This window comes from Streptomyces actinomycinicus (assembly GCF_016741775.1).
GTDB lineage: Bacteria > Actinomycetota > Actinomycetes > Streptomycetales > Streptomycetaceae > Streptomyces > Streptomyces actinomycinicus.
The window spans coordinates 472,963-488,118 of record NZ_JAERRK010000001.1 but is presented as its reverse complement, the minus strand read 5'-3'; the positions used below and the strand labels follow the sequence as shown (position 1 = coordinate 488,118).

The following is a 15,156-nucleotide window of genomic DNA, read 5'->3' as shown; positions in this document are numbered from 1 at the left end:
TCACCGCCGTTTCGGAACCGGCACCCGGAGCAGGTCGTGGGCCACGGTCAGCTCTCCCTCGAAGCCCGCCGCCCGCGCCTGCCGCTCGAACTCCTCGGGTTCGGTGTAGCGCTGGCTGAAGTGGGTGAGGACGAGGTGCCGTACGCCGGCGTCACGCGCCACCGCGGCGGCCTGACCGGCGGTCAGATGGCCGTGCTCGACGGCGAGCTGGACGTCCTCGTCGAGGAACGTGGACTCGATGACGAGCAGGTCGCAGCCCTCGGCGAGGGCGTGTACACCGTCGCAGAGCCGGGTGTCCATGACGAACGCGAACCGCTGCCCGTGCCGCACCTCGCTGACGTCCTCCAGCGTGACCTCCCCGAGCCGGCCCGCGCGCTGGAGGCGCCCGACGTCCGGGCCCTTGATGCCGTGCGCGGCGAGCCGGCCGGGCAGCATCCGGCGGCCGTCGGGCTCGATGAGCCGGTAGCCGTAGGACTCCACGGGGTGGGAGAGCCTGCGGGCCTCCAGGGTGTACGAGGGGGTCACCGCGAGGATGCCGTCGGCGGCGACCGGCGCCTCGGTGATGCCGACCGTCTCCCGGTACGCCGTCGCGTACCGCAGCCGGTCGAAGAAGCGCTGCCCGGAGCGCGGGTAGTGCGCGGTGACCTCGTGCGGCACCTGGTCCAGGTTGATCCGCTGGACGACTCCCGCGAGGCCCAGGCAGTGGTCGCCGTGGAAGTGCGTGACGCAGATCCGGTTCAGGTCGTGCGCGGCGACCCCGGCGCGCAGCATCTGACGCTGTGTGCCCTCGCCGGGGTCGAACAGGATGCCCTCGCCGTCCCACCGCAGCAGATAGCCGTTGTGGTTGCGGTGCCGGGTCGGGACCTGGCTCGCGGTGCCGAGGACCACCAGTTCACGGACGGACACGCCTGCTCACCCGGGGGGCCACTGGAGGCCGCGGCCTCCGAGGACGTGCGCGTGGGCGTGCCAGACGGTCTGGCCTGCACCGGAGCCCGTGTTGAAGATCGTGCGGTAGCTGTCGAGCTTCTCCTCGTCGGCGACGGCCTGCGTCTCCGCGAGGACGTCCGCCGCGATCTGCGGGGCGCCTGCCGCGAGGGCGGCCCCGTTCTCGTAGTGAGCCTTGGGGATCACCAGGATGTGGGTGGGTGCCTGGGGGTTTATGTCCCGGAAGGCGACGGTGGTGTCCGTCTCGCGGACGATCGTCGCCGGGATCGTACCCGCGACGATCTTGCAGAACAGGCAGTCGTCCTGCGGTTCTCCCGCCATGGGCTGCGCTCTCCTTCGCCGGTGATCAATACAGGTGATGGATACAGGTGATCAATACAGGGGCATGCTAGTCGTTCGGCTGCGGGGCGTCCGCGGCTTCTCGCGCCCACGCGGCGGAGCCGCATGCCGATGCGGCCCCGGACCGCTCTACGCCGGCAGCTGCGGCGGGGTCTTCGCCGGCTCCGCGTCCAGTGCCTCCAGCGCGAGCGCGATCGCCGCGTCCAGTTGTGCGTCTCTCCCCTCCACCCAGTCCTGCGGCCGCTGCACCACCTCCACGTCCGGATCCACCCCGTGGTTCTCCACGTCCCAGCCCTGGCCCTCCAGCCAGATCGCGTACTTCGGCTGGGTGACCAGGGTGCCGTCGACCAGGTGGTAGCGGCTGTCGATGCCGATGACACCGCCCCAGGTGCGGGTGCCGACGACCGGGCCGATGCCGAGGGCCTTGATGGCCGCGTTGACGATGTCGCCGTCGGAGCCGGAGAACTCGTTGGCCACGGCCACGACCGGGCCGCGCGGTGCGTCCAGCGGGTAGCTGGTGGGGCGCATGCCCCGGGGCAGGTCCCAGCCGATGACCCGGCGGGCCAGCTTCTCGACCACGAGCTGCGAGGTGTGGCCGCCCCGGTTCTCGCGCACGTCGACCACCAGACCCTCCCGGGTGACCTCCACGCGCAGGTCGCGGTGGATCTGGGCCCACCCGGGGGCCTGCATGTCGGGGACGTGGAGGTAGCCGAGCCGGCCGCCGGAGGCCGCGTGGACGTGGGCGCGGCGGCCGGCGACCCAGGCGTGGTAGCGCAGGGCCTCCTCGTCGGCGACGGGGACGACGACCGTGTGCCGGGGTTCGCCGCCGGCGGCCGGGGAGACCGTCAGTTCGACGGGGTGGCCGACCGTGCCGGCCAGCAGCGGGCCGGGGCCCGTCACCGGGTCCACGGGGTGACCGGCCACGGCGATGATCGCGTCACCGGGGCGGACGGCGACGCCGGGTGCGGCCAGCGGGGAGCGGGCGTCCGGGTCGGAGGTCTCCGCGGGCAGGATGCGGTCGATGCGCCAACTGCCGTCCGGGTGACGGGAGATGTCGGCGCCGAGCAGGCCGTGCCGGGCGCCCCCGGAGCCGCCGGACGGGGTGACGTAGGCGTGCGAGGTGCCGAGTTCGCCGTGCACCTCCCACAGCACGTCGACGAGGTCGCTGTGGGTGGCGAGCCGGGCGAGCAGCGGGCGGTAGCGGGCGAGGACGCCGTCCCAGTCGACGCCGCCGAGGTCGGGCCGCCAGTAGTGGTCGCGCATGAGGCGGCCGGTCTCGTCGTACATCTGCCGCCACTCGGCGGCCGGGTCGACGGTCTGCCGGACGCGGGCCAGGTCGACGGTGACGCTGGTGTCGCCGTCGTCGTCGGAGCCGGTGCGGCGGTCGCTGGGCACGACCCGCAGCCGACCGTCGCTCCACAGCAGGACGCGTTTGCCGTCGCCGCTGACCTCGATGTGATCGGCATCGGACGCGAGGTGTTCCAGGCGGCGCTGGGCCAGGTCGTAGCGCTCCAGCTCGCTGTGCGGGGCGGGATCCTCGGGGTGGGCACGGGACGCGCCGAGCACGCCGTGCACGGGGTGGCGCAGCCAGAGCACGCCGTCCTTGGCGGCCCGCAGCCCGGAGTAGCGGCCGGCCTCCACCGGGAAGGGCACGATCCGGTCGGCGAGGCCTTCGAGGTCGATGCGGGTGGCGGGGGTGCCCTCGCTGTCGGGGGTCTCGTCCTTGTCGGGCGTCTCGAAGGGCCGGCCGTGGCGTTGCGGGCCGAACGGCGAGGGTGTGACGGCGGCCAGGGTGATCAGGTGCGGGCGGGTGCCGACCACGAAGGCGAGATCGAAGACGTGTTCGTCGTAGACCGGGTCGAAGGCCCGGTTGGAGAGGAACGCGAGGTGCTTGCCGTCGAGGGTGAAGGCGGGCGCGTAGTCCTGGAAGCGGAGCGGGGTCGCCTCGGTGACCGAGAGGTCGGTGGTGTGGGCGATGCGCAGCTGGGAGAGCGGGCGGGGTCCCGGGTGGGCCCAGGCGAGCCAGGCGGAGTCGGGTGAGAAGGCGAGGCCGGAGACCTCGCCGTCGTCGCTGCGGTCCACCTCGCGGACCTCGCCGGTCTCCCGCTCGACGAGCAGCAGCCGGCCGTCGTGCGCGGCGACGGCCGCCCGGCTGCCGTCGGGTGCCATGGCCAGCTCCAGGACCCGGCCGAGCTGTCCCGCGGCGAGCCGGCGGGGCGGGGAGCCGGGGACGGTGCCGGTCGCGGGGGCGAACTCCAGGGCGTCGTCGCCCTCGGCGTCCGTCACCCACACCACCCACTCCTCGCCCTCGGCGCGGAAGGTGCGCGGCATCCGGGCGCGGACCCCGGGGGTGGCTGCGAGGGCGCGGGCGGGCCCGGAGCGGTGGGTGACCCAGTGGACTCCGCCGCGCACGCACACGGCGCTGCCGCGGGCGGTGTGTCCGGGAGACGCCTCGCCGAACCAGTGCCCGGCGTTCACCGGGCGGGGGCGCAGATCGATGCGCGGCCCGCCGAGCCGGACGTCCAGCCGGCGCGGCTCGGCGCCCTCCAGGTCGTCCAGCAGCCACAGTTCACCGGCCGAGCTGTAGACGATCCGGGTGCCGTCGCCGGCGGCGTGCCGGGCGTAGAAGCCGCCGAGCGGGGTGTGCCGGCGCAGGTCGGAGCCGTCGGCGAGGGAGGAGTACACGGCGCCCGTGCCCTCGTGGTCGGAGAGGAACGCGATCCTCCCCCACGTGCTCGGCTCCGCGCGGACCGGGGGGACTCCCGTCCCGGCCCAGACGGGGCACTCGATGTTCCCGTCGAGTTCCTCGTGCAGCCGCACGAACTCCCCGCTGCCGTCCCGGTCGATCCACAACTTGCCCGCGGTGCCGCCCCGGTAGCGCTTCCAGTAGGCGGCCTCGCGGCCCATGGGGGCGGACAGCAGGACGGTCGCCGGGCCGAACGCCACGTCGCCGACCGGGCCGTACGGCAGGGTCTCGGCCGGTCCGCCGTCCAGCGGGACGGCGTGCGCCCAGGTGTGCCGGAGACTGTGCCGGCCCTGTGCGCCGAGCGCGAGCACCCTCCCGTCCGCGGTCCAGCCGCGTACCTCGGTACGGCGGTTGCCCCAGTACGTCAGCCGCTCGGCGGGCCCGCCGTCGAGCGGCGCCACGTGCACCTCGGGTGCGCCGTCCCGGGTGGAGGTCCAGGCGAGGTGTCTGCCGTCGGGCGATATGCGGGGCAGCGTCACCGGCCGGTTGTCGGCGCTGACCCGCCAGGCCCGGCCCCCGTCGAGCGGCGCGAGCCAGACGTCGTCCTCGGCGACGAAGGCCACCAAGTCCCCGTGCAGATGCGGAAATCGGAGGTAGGCGGCGGATTGCGTTCCCGTCGGAGCAGCCTGAGTCACGCCGTCACTCTACGCAGCGACCCGGTGTGTCCGCTCCCGGTTCCGATCACTTGCCCTGCACGGGCCAGATGGTCCGGGTGACGGTGACGGTCACGGTGGGGTTGGGCCCGCCCGGGGCCGGCGGGCGGTACGTCGGTCCCGGCCCGGCGTCGCAGTCGCCGAGCCCGTCGACGTGGAAGACCTGTCTGCCGTCGACCTTCGCGGTGAGGTCGCCGCGCACGCAGGCGCCGTCGACGGCCTTGGTCACCCGCCCGGTGACGACGATCTTCCGCCGGTCGTCCGTCTCACCCTGGCAGTCGACCTTCACGACCGTGGTCTCGGTCGGTGAGGGCGCTTTGCCGCGCGCGTCCCCGCCGTAACTGCCGGTGCAGGTGAGCCAGGCGACGTTCACGTGCCGCCGCTCCAGCGCGGCCGTCGCGGTCTGGTCGGTGGTGTACGCGACGGTCGCCGATCCGAGTCCGCCCGGCTGACACGCCACCGCGGCTCCGGTGGCCACCACGACGAGCCCCGCGACGGCCACCGCCCGCGGCCCGCGCCGTATCCGTCTCCATGCCCCCATACCGGCAGCGTGCCACCGGCCCGGGCGACACGGAAGACCGCATACGGCCACTCACCCGTTCGTGGCCCGGACCGCCCGCCCCCGGTTCGACGCACCGTCACCACCGGCTGCCGGGAGGAGCAGAGGTCAGCCGCCCATCAGCAGCCACTCCTGGAGTTCGACCAGGTTGCCCTCGGGGTCCTTGAGGTGGGCCACCCGCATGCGGTCGGTCATCGGGGCCGGGCCGTGCAGCAGGACGGCGCCCCGAGCGGCGATCTCCGCGCAGTACGGGTCGAGGGCGTCGACCCGCAGCACGACCAGGGAGCGGTGCCCGGTGGCGGTCTCCTCCAGCTCGTTCAGGAGCCGGGCCATCATCGCCCGGTCCTGCAGCGCGATCCCGGCGGAGCCGATGTGCGGGCTGAACTTCTCGTACGGGCCCTCGGTCGCCCCGGACTGCGGCTTGAGGCCGAGGACGTCGGCGTAGAAGCGGTAGCAGGCCGGGAAGTCGGTGACCAGGAGCCGGACTTGGGCGAGTTCCACGGTGTTCTCCCGACGGGTCAGGACCAGCGGCCGGTACGGCCCAGGAGGAGGGCCGCGGCGGCGGTGCCGGCGGTGGACGTGCGCAACACGGAGGGGCCGAGGACGTACGGCTCGGCGCCCGCCTCCCTGAAGAGCGCCAGCTCGTCGCGGGAGACCCCGCCCTCGGGGCCGACGACGAGCACGATCTCGCCCTCGGCGGGCAGTTCGGCGGTGGCGAGGTGTGCACTGGCGTGCTCGAAGTCCGAGTGCAGTACGGCGGCGAAGTCGGCCCCGGCCAGGAGCGCGGCCACCTGTCTGGTCGTCGCCGCGGCCGCGACCTCGGGGAAGCGGACCCGGCGGGACTGCTTGCCGGCCTCACGGGCGGTGGACCGCCACTTGCCGAGGGCCTTCAGTCCGCGGTCGCCCTTCCACTGGGTGATGCAGCGGGCCGCCTGCCAGGGCACGATGGCGTCGACACCGACCTCGGTCATGGTCTCGACGGCGACCTCACCCCGGTCGCCCTTGGGGAGCGCCTGGACGACGGTGATCCGGGGGCTGGGCTCCGGCTCCTCGTCCACACCGGACATGTGGACGATCAGCCGGTCCTTGCCCTCGCTGCCGATCACCTCGCACACGGCGTAGCGTCCGGCGCCGTCGGTGAGCACGACCTCCTCGCCGGGCTGCAGCCGCTTCACGGAGACCGCGTGCCGTCCCTCGGGGCCGTCCAGGACGTACCGGTGGCCGTCCGGGTCGAAGTGCTCGACGACGAAGACGGGGGCGGTCATCGGACGTCACCCCCGGCCGACAACGCTGTCCGGGCGGCGGCGAGTTCGGCCGCCAGCGTTTCCACCAGCTCCCCGGCGGGCAGCTCCCGGGCCAGCCGGTGCCCCTGGCCCGCCCACAGGGCCATGCCCTGAGCGTCCCCGGCCTTGGCGGCGGCCTTGCGCAGCGGCGCGGTCAGGTGGTGGACGTCGGGATAGGCGGCGGGCGCGTACGGCCCGTGCTCGCGCACGAAGCGGTTGACCAGGGCGCGCGCCGGGCGTCCGGAGAAGGCGCGGGTCAGCTCGGTGCGCGCGAACAGGGGGCTGGTCAGCGCCTGCTTGTGCAGGGCGTGCGCGCCGGACTCGTGGGCGGCGAGGAACGCCGTGCCCAGCTGTGCCGCGCTCGCGCCGGCCGCGAGGACGGCTGCGATCTGGCTGCCGCGCATGATGCCGCCGGCGGCCACGACCGGGATGCGCACCGCTTCGCGGATCTGTGCGACCAACGCCAGCAGTCCGGTGCCGGAGCCGTCGTTCTCCGGCAGGTCCCGGTGGGCGCCCTGGTGCCCGCCGGCCTCCACGCCCTGGGCGATCACCGCGTCCGCGCCGGCCCGCTCGACCGCGCGGGCCTCCTCGGCGGTGGTCGCGGTGACCAGGGTGAAGGTGCCGGCGCGGCGGAACCTGTCGAAGACCTCGCGGTTCGGCACGCCGAAGTGGAAGGAGACCACCGGCACCGGGTTGTCGAGGAGGACGGCGAGCTTGGCCTCGTAGCCGTCGTCCCGTCCGCTGTCGGGGTCGCCCAGCTCGGTCTCGTACCAGGCGGCCTCACCGGCCAGCTGATGCGCGTAGACCTCCAGCGCGCCGGACTCGGTGTCCCCGGGCTGCGGCAGGAAGACGTTCACGCCGAAGGGGCGGCTGGTGAGCCCCCGTATCTGCTTGATCTCCTGGTACATGCCGTCGGCGGTCTTGTATCCGGCGGCGAGGAACCCGAGACCGCCCGCCTCACAGACGGCGGCGGCGAGCTGCGGGACGGAGACACCGCCCGCCATGGGGGCCTGCACGATCGGGTGGGGGAAGAGACCGGTCAGCGCGGAGGACATGACCGCATGGTGCCACGTCCTTCGAACAAGTCCGAATCCGGCCTTACCCCTGGCACGTGCCACTTCCCGCCCCCGAACCGAACACGTCCAGGCCACCTCCCGGCCGACCGAACCGGAGGAAGTCCCGGCCACCTGTCGGCCGACCGAACCGGGGGAAGTCCCGGCCACCTCCCGGCCGACCGAGTCGGGTGGTGGGTGGGCGAGGCGGGGGTCCAGGGGGCGGAGCCCCCTGGCGGGGTTGAAGGGGCGGAGCCCCCAGGCGGGGTCCAAGGGGCGGAGCCCCTTGAACTGCACCTCCTGCTCAGCGCCCGTTGAACGCGTCCTTCAGCCGGGAGAACAGCCCCTGCTGCCCCGGCTGGAACTGCCCCTGCGGCCGCTCCTCACCCCGCAACTTGGCCAGCTCCCGCAGCAACCGCTCCTGCTCGGGATCGAGCTTGGTCGGCGTGGTGACCTCGACGTGCACGATCAGGTCACCCCGGCCGCCGCCACGCAGGTGCGTGACGCCCCGGCCGTGCAGCGGGATCGACTGCCCGGACTGCGTACCGGGCCGGATGTCGACCTCCTCCATGCCGTCCAGGGTCTCCAGCGGCACCTTGGTGCCGAGGGCCGCCGCGGTCATCGGGATGGTGACCGTGCAGTGCAGGTCGTCACCGCGCCGCTGGAACACCGCGTGCGGCAGCTCGTGGATCTCGACGTACAGGTCACCGGCCGGACCGCCGCCCGGCCCGACCTCGCCCTCCCCGGCGAGCTGGATCCGCGTGCCGTTGTCGACACCGGCCGGGATCTTCACGGTGAGCGTGCGCCGCGAGCGGACGCGGCCGTCGCCGGCGCACTCCGGACACGGCGTCGGCACGACCGTGCCGAAGCCCTGGCACTGGGGGCAGGGCCGGGAGGTCATGACCTGGCCCAGGAAGGACCGGGTGACCTGGGAGACCTCACCGCGGCCACGGCACATGTCACACGTCTGGGCCGACGTGCCCGGAGCCGCGCCCTCGCCGTTGCAGGTGTTGCAGACGACCGCGGTGTCGACCTGGATGTCCTTGGTCGTCCCGAAGGCCGCCTCGTCCAGCTCGACCTCGATCCGGATCATCGCGTCCTGGCCGCGCCGGGTGCGCGAGCGCGGCCCGCGCTGCGACGCCGTACCGAAGAACGCGTCCATGATGTCCGAGAAGTTACCGAAGCCGCCGGCCCCGAAGCCGCCCGCGCCGGCGCCGCCGGACTGGGAGAGCGGGTCGCCGCCGAGGTCGTAGACCTGCTTCTTCTGCGGGTCCGACAGCACCTCGTAAGCGGCGTTGATCTCCTTGAACCGCTCCTGGGTCTTCGGATCCGGGTTGACGTCCGGGTGCAGCTCGCGCGCGAGCCGACGGAACGCCTTCTTGATCTCATCCTGCGACGCGTCGCGGCGCACGCCGAGAACGGCGTAGTAGTCCGTGGCCACTTACGACTCCGCCAGGATCTGTCCGACGTACCGTGCCACTGCGCGTACCGCTCCCATCGTTCCCGGGTAGTCCATGCGGGTCGGTCCGACCACGCCGAGCTTGGCAACTGCCTCGCCGCCCGAACCGTAACCGACCGACACGACAGAGGTGGAGTTGAGTCCTTCATGGGCGTTCTCGTGGCCGATGCGCACGGTCACGCCCGGGTCCTTCGCCTCGCCCAGGAGCTTGAGGAGCACGACCTGCTCCTCGAGGGCCTCCAGGACGGGCCGGATCGTGAGGGGAAAGTCATGTCCGAAGCGGGTGAGATTGGCGGTACCGCCGATCATCAGCCGCTCCTCGTTCTCCTCGACGAGTGTCTCCAGCAGGGTGGAGAGCACCGTGGTGACCGTACCGCGGTCCTCGTGCTCGAAGGCATCCGGCAGGTCTTCGACCAGCTTCGGCACGTCCGTGAACCGGCGGCCCGCGACCCGGCTGTTGAGCCGTGCCCGCAGATCCGCCAGCGAGGCCTCGCCGAACGGCGCCGGGCAGTCGACCATCCGCTGCTCGACCCGGCCGGTGTCCGTGATCAGCACGAGCATCACGCGCGCGGGGGCGAGTGAGAGAAGCTCCACGTGCCGGACGGTGGACCGGGTCAGGGACGGGTACTGCACGACGGCGACCTGCCGGGTGAGCTGCGCGAGCAGCCGCACGGTCCGCGCCACGACGTCGTCGAGGTCGACGGCGCCCTCCAGGAAGTTCTGGATCGCCCGCCGCTCGGGTCCGGTCATCGGCTTGACGCCCGCGAGCTTGTCGACGAACAGCCGGTAGCCCTTGTCGGTGGGGATGCGCCCGGCGCTGGTGTGCGGCTGGGCGATGTACCCCTCGTCCTCCAGGGCCGCCATGTCGTTGCGGACGGTCGCCGGGGAGACGCCGAGGCTGTGCCGTTCGGTGAGCGCCTTGGAACCGACCGGCTCCTCGGTGCCCACGTAGTCCTGGACGATGGCGCGCAGTACCTGAAGCCTGCGTTCACTCAGCATTCGCGCGCACCTCCAGCACGTCCGTCCCCTCGGTCCCTTCGGATCGTCCGCCTGGCACTCTTCCCTTGCGAGTGCCAGCGTTCCCCGGCCCAGTGTACGGCTGTCGGGTACACACTGGGCAAGGTCGGGCCGCCGTACCGGGTCGTACCGCTAGCGTCGCCGGTATGACCGTGACTTGGGAAGAGCTGGGCTGGGAACGGCTGGCGGCCGGGGTGGGACGGTGCCGGCTGCCCGGCTGGGACTGCACCGCCGGGCTGGTCGTCGGCGCGGGTACGGCGCTGGTGGTGGACGCCGGGTCGAGCCTCGCGGAGGGCGCGCGGCTGCGGGCCCAGGCCGAGGAACTGGCCGGCGGCCGTGTGACCCATCTCGCTCTGACCCACCCCCACTTCGACCACGTCTTCGGTGCGCCCGCGTTCGCCGGTTCGCAGGTGTACGCGGCCGTGGGCCTGGACGCGGTACTGGCGTACGAGCGGGAGGAACTGCGCCTGGACGCGCTCAGGAACGGCCTGCCGCCCGCCGCCGCGGAGGAGGCGGTGGACACGCTGGTCCCGCCCGGCCACCTGGTCTCCGGCGAGTGGACCCTCGGCCTCGGCGAGGGCCGGCAGGCACTGCTGGCCAACGTGGGTCCCGGCCACACCGCGTACGACCTGGCGGTCCTGGTGCCGGGGGATCCGGAGGTGGTCTTCTGCGGCGACCTGGTGGAGGAGTCCGGCGAACCCCAGGCGGGCCCGGACGCGGTCCCCTCTCGCTGGCCGGACGCGCTCGACCGGCTGCTGGCACTCGGCGGCGAGGACGCGCTCTACGTGCCCGGCCACGGAGCGGTGGTGGACGCGGCTTTCGTCCGTCGCCAACGGGACGCCCTGGCAACGCGGTTCGGCGTGAGCTGAGCCCCCGGCACCGCGGTTCGGCGTGAGCTGAGCCACTCACGGCGTGTCGTGAGCACCGGCGCGCGGCTTCTCCTATCGTCATCCGAATGCGCCCACCCGTCTCCCGCCAGCGCCCTTCCGACGAGGGCCGTCCGGGCCCGCGCCCTCGCGTGTACTCCGCCGACCTGACCCCTCCCTGGAAGAAGCCGGGGCCCGTGCCGGAGGTGGCCGCCGAGCCGGGCCTGGTCGTGGAGGAGCCCGGCACGGGGTTCTGCGGGGCGGTGATCCGCTGCGAGGCGGGCACGGTGACCCTGGAGGACCGCTTCGGCAAGCACCGGGTGTTCCCGCTGGAACCGCGCGGCTTCCTGCTGGAGGGCCGGGTCGTGACGCTCGTACGCCCGCCGTCCGGCGGCCCGGTACGGCCCACCCGCACGGCCTCCGGTTCGGTCGCCGTCCCCGGCGCACGCGCGCGCGTGGCCCGCGCCGGGCGCATCTACGTCGAGGGCCGGCACGACGCCGAGCTGGTCGAGAAGGTCTGGGGTGACGACCTGCGCATCGAGGGCGTGGTCGTGGAGTACCTGGAGGGCGTGGACGACCTGCCGGCGATCGTGGCGTCCTTCGCCCCGGGCCCCGACGCCCGCCTGGGCGTCCTCGTGGACCACCTGGTGCCGGGCACGAAGGAGTGGCGGATCGCGCAGTCGGTGCCGGGCGAGCACACGCTGGTGGTCGGCCACCCGTACATCGACGTCTGGCAGGCGGTGAAGCCCTCCTCGCTGGGGATCCCGGCATGGCCGACCGTCCCGAAGGGCCAGGACTGGAAGACGGGCGTGTGCCGGGCGCTGGGCTGGCCGGCGGAGAACACCGGGGCGGTCTGGCAGGCGATCCTGCGGCGGGTGAACTCCTACAAGGACCTGGAGCCGGAGCTGCTGGGAAGGGTCGAGGAACTGATCGACTTCGTCACCGCTCCGCAGTGACCGGGGCGGCGACGTACCGCGGGCGCTCCGCGACGACCGCGACCACCGCGACGACCGGTTGATCGCGACGCCCGGTCGATCGCGACGAGACGTCCGGACGACCGGTCGACCGCGACGGCCAGTGGGTCTGCCCGGTCAGCCGGTCAGCCGGTCAGCCGGTCAGCCGGTCAGCCGGTCAGTCGACCAGGTCCCTGACCACCGCGTCCGCCAGCAGCCGCCCGCGCAGCGTCAGCACGGCCCGGCCCTCTTCGTACGGGCCCTCCTGGAGGAGGCCGTCCGCCAGCGCGCGCCGGGAGGCCGCGAGCCCCTCCTCCTTGAGCAGGGACAGCGGCACGCCCTCCCGCAGGCGCAGCTCCAGCAGGATCCGCTCCACCCGGCGGTCCTCCTCGGACAGCAGTTCCCGGCCTGCGCCCGGCGACCGTCCTGACGCCAGCGCCGCCGCGTAGGCGCCGGGGTGCTTGACGTTCCACCAGCGCACCCCGCCCACGTGCGAGTGCGCTCCCGGTCCCGCGCCCCACCAGTCGGCGCCCCGCCAGTACAGCTCGTTGTGCAGACAGCGGCCCGCCTCCGAGGTGGCCCAGTTGGAGACCTCGTACCAGTCGAAGCCCGCCCCGGTCAGCATCTCCTCGGCGATCAGGTAGCGGTCCGCGTGCACGTCGTCGTCCGTCATCGGGATCTCGCCCCGGCGGATCCGGCGGGCGAGCTGGGTGCCCTCCTCGACGATGAGCGCGTAGGCGCTGACGTGGTCGGGGCCGGCGCCCAGCGCGGCCTCCAGGGACGCCCGCCAGTCGTCGTCGCTCTCGCCGGGCGTGCCGTAGATCAGGTCCAGGTTGACGTGCTCGAAGCCCGCCGCCCGCGCCTCCGCGACGCAACGCTCGGGGCGGCCGGGGGTGTGGGTGCGGTCGAGGATCTTCAGGACGTGCTGCTTCGCGCTCTGCATGCCGAAGGAGATCCGGTTGAAGCCGCCCTCGCGGAGGGTGCCGAGGTAGGCCGGATCGACGGACTCCGGGTTCGCCTCCGTGGTGACCTCGGCGTCCGCCGCGAGCCCGAACTCGTCGCGGATCACGGCCAGCATCCGTACCAGGTCGTCGGCGGCCAGCAGCGTCGGCGTACCACCGCCGACGAAGACCGTGCGGACCTCGCGCGGGTCGTCGCCCAGCACCTTCCGCGCCAGCCTGACCTCGTCCGCCAGTGTGTCCGCGTAGTTGTCCCGGGAGGCGAGGACCCCGCCCGTGCCCCGCAGTTCGGTCGCGGTGTACGTGTTGAAGTCGCAGTAGCCGCAGCGGGTGGCGCAGTACGGGACGTGCAGGTAGAAGCCGAGCGGGCGGCCCGTGGCCCCGGCGAGCGCCTGCGCGGGCAGCGCGCCGTCGGCGGGGACGGACTCGCCGTCGGGGAGTGCGGAAGGCATGCCCCCATTGTCCCGTACGACGGCGGTCACTCCGCCTGGAGCACCAGCAGGGCCAGATCGTCCTCGGGAAGCCCGCCGCCGAAGTCGTGGACCAGGCGGCGGATCCTTTCAGCGATCGGCTCTGCGCCGAGTCCGGCGCAGCCGGCCAGGGCGCGGGCCAGCCCGTCCCCGTCGTCGAACTGGCGGGAGCCGGAGCGCCGCTCGGTCACCCCGTCGGTGACGCACAGCAGGCTGTCGCCGGGGAGCAGGTCGAGGGTCTCGCTGGTGTAGGTCTCGTCCTCGACCACGCCGAGCAGGGTCTGCGGGCGGGCGGCGGTGCGCACGGTGCCGTCGGGGCTGAGGATCAGGGGCAGCGGGTGGCCGGCGGAGGCCAGGGTGCAGCGGACCCCGCCGGCGTGGGGTGTCAGCTCGCCGTAGAGGAGGGACAGGAAGCGGGTCTGGGCGCCGTCCGCGGAGGCCAGGGCCCGGCCGCCGGCGGCGACCAGGGCGCGCGCGGCGGCGTCGGCGGCCTCGGTGGCGTCGTCCAGGAGGAGCTGGTTGAGGCGGTCCAGGACGTCGGCGACGCCGTAGCCCTCGCGGGCGAGGAGGCGCAGCCAGGGGCGGGCGAGGCCGATCACCACGGCCGCCTCAGGGCCCTTGCCCTGGACGTCGCCGACGGCGAAGCACCAGCGGCCGTCGCCGGCCGGGAACAGGTCGTAGAAGTCGCCGCTCGGGCCGCCCTTGTCGCAGGGCTCGTAGACCAGGGCGCTGCGCATCCCCGGGATCTCGGCGACCGCGCCGGGCAGCAGGCCGCGCTGCAGGACGGCGCTGATGGTGGCCTGGCGGGCGTACTGGCGGGCCGCGCCGATGGCCAGGGCGACCCGCCGTCCGAGGTCCTCCACCAGCCCGGTGACCTCGTCGGGGAAGCCGGCCGGGCCGCACCGGCCGATGACCAGCGTGCCGAGCGGCCGGCCGCCCGCGATCAGCCGGTACGACAGGGCCGTCCCCAGGGAGCCCTGCGGGCCGAGCGCGTGGCCGGGCCAGGCGTACGGCTCGGGGCCGGAGCGCAGCCCGTCCGGCGCACCGGGCGGCTCCTTCTCCAGGGCGCTCCGCAGCTCCTCGATGCGGGCCTCGCTGGCGTGCCACACCCGCGCGGGCCCGCCGCCCGCGCCGCCGCGCACGGACGCCTCGTCCTCCAGCCACACGGCGCACCAGTCGGCGAGCCGGGGCACGATCAGCTGCCCGGTGAGCGCGGCGACCAGGTTCTCGTCCAGCTGTCCGGCGAGCAGGTCGGAGGCCTCGGCGAGGAAGGACAGCGCACCCCGGCCGAGCCAGTCCCGGTCGCCCTCGGCGCGGTGCGGCTGCGGGGCGAGGTCCTCGGCGATCTCCAGGGCGGGGCCGGGGCCCGGTCCGTCCAGGGCGTCGCTGCCGCCGGGGGGCAGCCTGGCCCACACGGTCTTGGCACCGGTGCGGTAGGTGACGCCCCAGGACTCGGCGAGCGTGGTGACGAGGCGCAGGCCGCGCCCGTACTCGGCGGTGTCGTACGTGCCCTCCCCGCTCCACGCGTCCCGCGGGGCGCGGGAGGGGTGCCGGTCGCCCACCTCCACGACGAACGCGCCGGTCTCCTCCAGGCGCCAGTCGACCTCGACCTCGGTACCGGCGTGCACGACGGCGTTGGTGACCAGTTCGCTGACGACGGCCATGGCGTCGTCGGCCAGCCGGGCGGACACCCCGGGCGCCTCGGCCAGCGCAGCCCGCAGCAGCCCGCGCGCCGAGGCGGGGGCGAGGGGACTGCCGGGCAGCGTGGCCCGGCCCCGGGTCTGCCGGGCCCGGGGCTCGCTCTCCCGCTGCGTCGGTATGGCCGCCCTGTCCATGCGGCTCAGCGTGACAGACC

The 15,156-nt window shown here is 73.9% G+C and carries 13 protein-coding genes; 2 read left to right on the top strand and 11 right to left on the bottom strand.

From position 1 onward, the window contains the following. The 9 genes from JK359_RS02180 to hrcA form a co-directional block, all read right to left on the bottom strand. Complete coding sequence (locus JK359_RS02180; protein ID WP_201830976.1) at positions 1 to 906, bottom strand: ribonuclease Z; 906 nt, start codon at positions 904 to 906, stop codon at positions 1 to 3. Positions 907 to 912: 6 nt separating this feature from the next. Continuing rightward, entirely contained in the window at positions 913 to 1,266 is a 354-nt protein-coding gene (locus JK359_RS02175; RefSeq protein ID WP_201830975.1) for a histidine triad nucleotide-binding protein, read from the bottom strand. 147 nt (positions 1,267 to 1,413) lie between these two features. Next, positions 1,414 to 4,608 carry a S41 family peptidase gene (locus JK359_RS02170; RefSeq protein ID WP_372445343.1) on the bottom strand — a complete coding sequence of 1,065 codons (3,195 nt, stop codon included), beginning with the start codon at positions 4,606 to 4,608 and terminating at the stop codon, positions 1,414 to 1,416. 103 nt (positions 4,609 to 4,711) lie between these two features. Further along, the gene (locus JK359_RS02165; RefSeq protein ID WP_201830974.1) at positions 4,712 to 5,224 is read right to left on the bottom strand and encodes a hypothetical protein; all 513 of its coding nucleotides are present in this window, start codon (positions 5,222 to 5,224) and stop codon (positions 4,712 to 4,714) included. 126 nt (positions 5,225 to 5,350) lie between these two features. Then, complete coding sequence (locus JK359_RS02160) at positions 5,351 to 5,743, bottom strand: VOC family protein (protein WP_201830973.1); 393 nt, start codon at positions 5,741 to 5,743, stop codon at positions 5,351 to 5,353. Between the two features lie 17 nt (positions 5,744 to 5,760). Then, positions 5,761 to 6,507: a 16S rRNA (uracil(1498)-N(3))-methyltransferase gene (locus JK359_RS02155; protein WP_201830971.1), complete on the bottom strand. Its 747-nt coding sequence runs from the start codon at positions 6,505 to 6,507 to the stop codon at positions 5,761 to 5,763. Next, complete coding sequence (locus JK359_RS02150) at positions 6,504 to 7,580, bottom strand: nitronate monooxygenase (RefSeq protein ID WP_201830969.1); 1,077 nt, start codon at positions 7,578 to 7,580, stop codon at positions 6,504 to 6,506. Before JK359_RS02150 ends, JK359_RS02155 begins: the two co-directional genes overlap by 4 nt. A 301-nt stretch (positions 7,581 to 7,881) precedes the next feature. Then, a complete protein-coding gene (dnaJ, locus tag JK359_RS02145) occupies positions 7,882 to 9,018 on the bottom strand; it encodes a molecular chaperone DnaJ (protein WP_201830967.1) in 1,137 nt (378 codons plus the stop codon). Continuing rightward, complete coding sequence (gene hrcA, locus JK359_RS02140) at positions 9,019 to 10,035, bottom strand: heat-inducible transcriptional repressor HrcA (RefSeq protein WP_201830965.1); 1,017 nt, start codon at positions 10,033 to 10,035, stop codon at positions 9,019 to 9,021. Positions 10,036 to 10,199: 164 nt separating this feature from the next. On the opposite strand from hrcA, the gene JK359_RS02135 reads away from it, so the two are divergent. Beyond that, on the top strand, positions 10,200 to 10,922 hold the full coding sequence (locus JK359_RS02135) for an MBL fold metallo-hydrolase (protein ID WP_201830963.1): 723 nt from the start codon (positions 10,200 to 10,202) through the stop codon (positions 10,920 to 10,922). An 86-nt stretch (positions 10,923 to 11,008) separates the two neighbouring features. Further along, the gene (locus JK359_RS02130) at positions 11,009 to 11,875 is read left to right on the top strand and encodes a DUF3097 domain-containing protein (RefSeq protein WP_236677126.1); all 867 of its coding nucleotides are present in this window, start codon (positions 11,009 to 11,011) and stop codon (positions 11,873 to 11,875) included. A gap of 175 nt (positions 11,876 to 12,050) precedes the next feature. On the opposite strand, the gene hemW is transcribed toward JK359_RS02130, so the two are convergent. Then, positions 12,051 to 13,283, bottom strand: a complete 1,233-nt coding sequence (gene hemW / locus JK359_RS02125; protein WP_201830962.1) for a radical SAM family heme chaperone HemW — start codon at positions 13,281 to 13,283, stop codon at positions 12,051 to 12,053. A gap of 26 nt (positions 13,284 to 13,309) precedes the next feature. Then, positions 13,310 to 15,136, bottom strand: a complete 1,827-nt coding sequence (locus JK359_RS02120; RefSeq protein ID WP_236677125.1) for a SpoIIE family protein phosphatase — start codon at positions 15,134 to 15,136, stop codon at positions 13,310 to 13,312. Positions 15,137 to 15,156: the final 20 nt, after the last annotated feature.

Excerpts from the sequence above, each read along its gene's own strand:
- JK359_RS02165 (WP_201830974.1), bottom strand. The coding sequence starts at position 5,224 with ATGGGGGCATGGAGACGGATACGGCGCGGGCCGCGGGCGGTGGCCGTC.
- hemW (WP_201830962.1), bottom strand. The coding sequence starts at position 13,283 with ATGCCTTCCGCACTCCCCGACGGCGAGTCCGTCCCCGCCGACGGCGCG.
- JK359_RS02150 (WP_201830969.1), bottom strand. The coding sequence starts at position 7,580 with ATGTCCTCCGCGCTGACCGGTCTCTTCCCCCACCCGATCGTGCAGGCC.
- JK359_RS02155 (WP_201830971.1), bottom strand. The coding sequence starts at position 6,507 with ATGACCGCCCCCGTCTTCGTCGTCGAGCACTTCGACCCGGACGGCCAC.
- JK359_RS02120 (WP_236677125.1), bottom strand. The coding sequence starts at position 15,136 with ATGGACAGGGCGGCCATACCGACGCAGCGGGAGAGCGAGCCCCGGGCC.
- JK359_RS02135 (WP_201830963.1), top strand. The coding sequence starts at position 10,200 with ATGACCGTGACTTGGGAAGAGCTGGGCTGGGAACGGCTGGCGGCCGGG.
- JK359_RS02175 (WP_201830975.1), bottom strand. The coding sequence starts at position 1,266 with ATGGCGGGAGAACCGCAGGACGACTGCCTGTTCTGCAAGATCGTCGCG.
- JK359_RS02130 (WP_236677126.1), top strand. The coding sequence starts at position 11,009 with ATGCGCCCACCCGTCTCCCGCCAGCGCCCTTCCGACGAGGGCCGTCCG.
- hrcA (WP_201830965.1), bottom strand. The coding sequence starts at position 10,035 with ATGCTGAGTGAACGCAGGCTTCAGGTACTGCGCGCCATCGTCCAGGAC.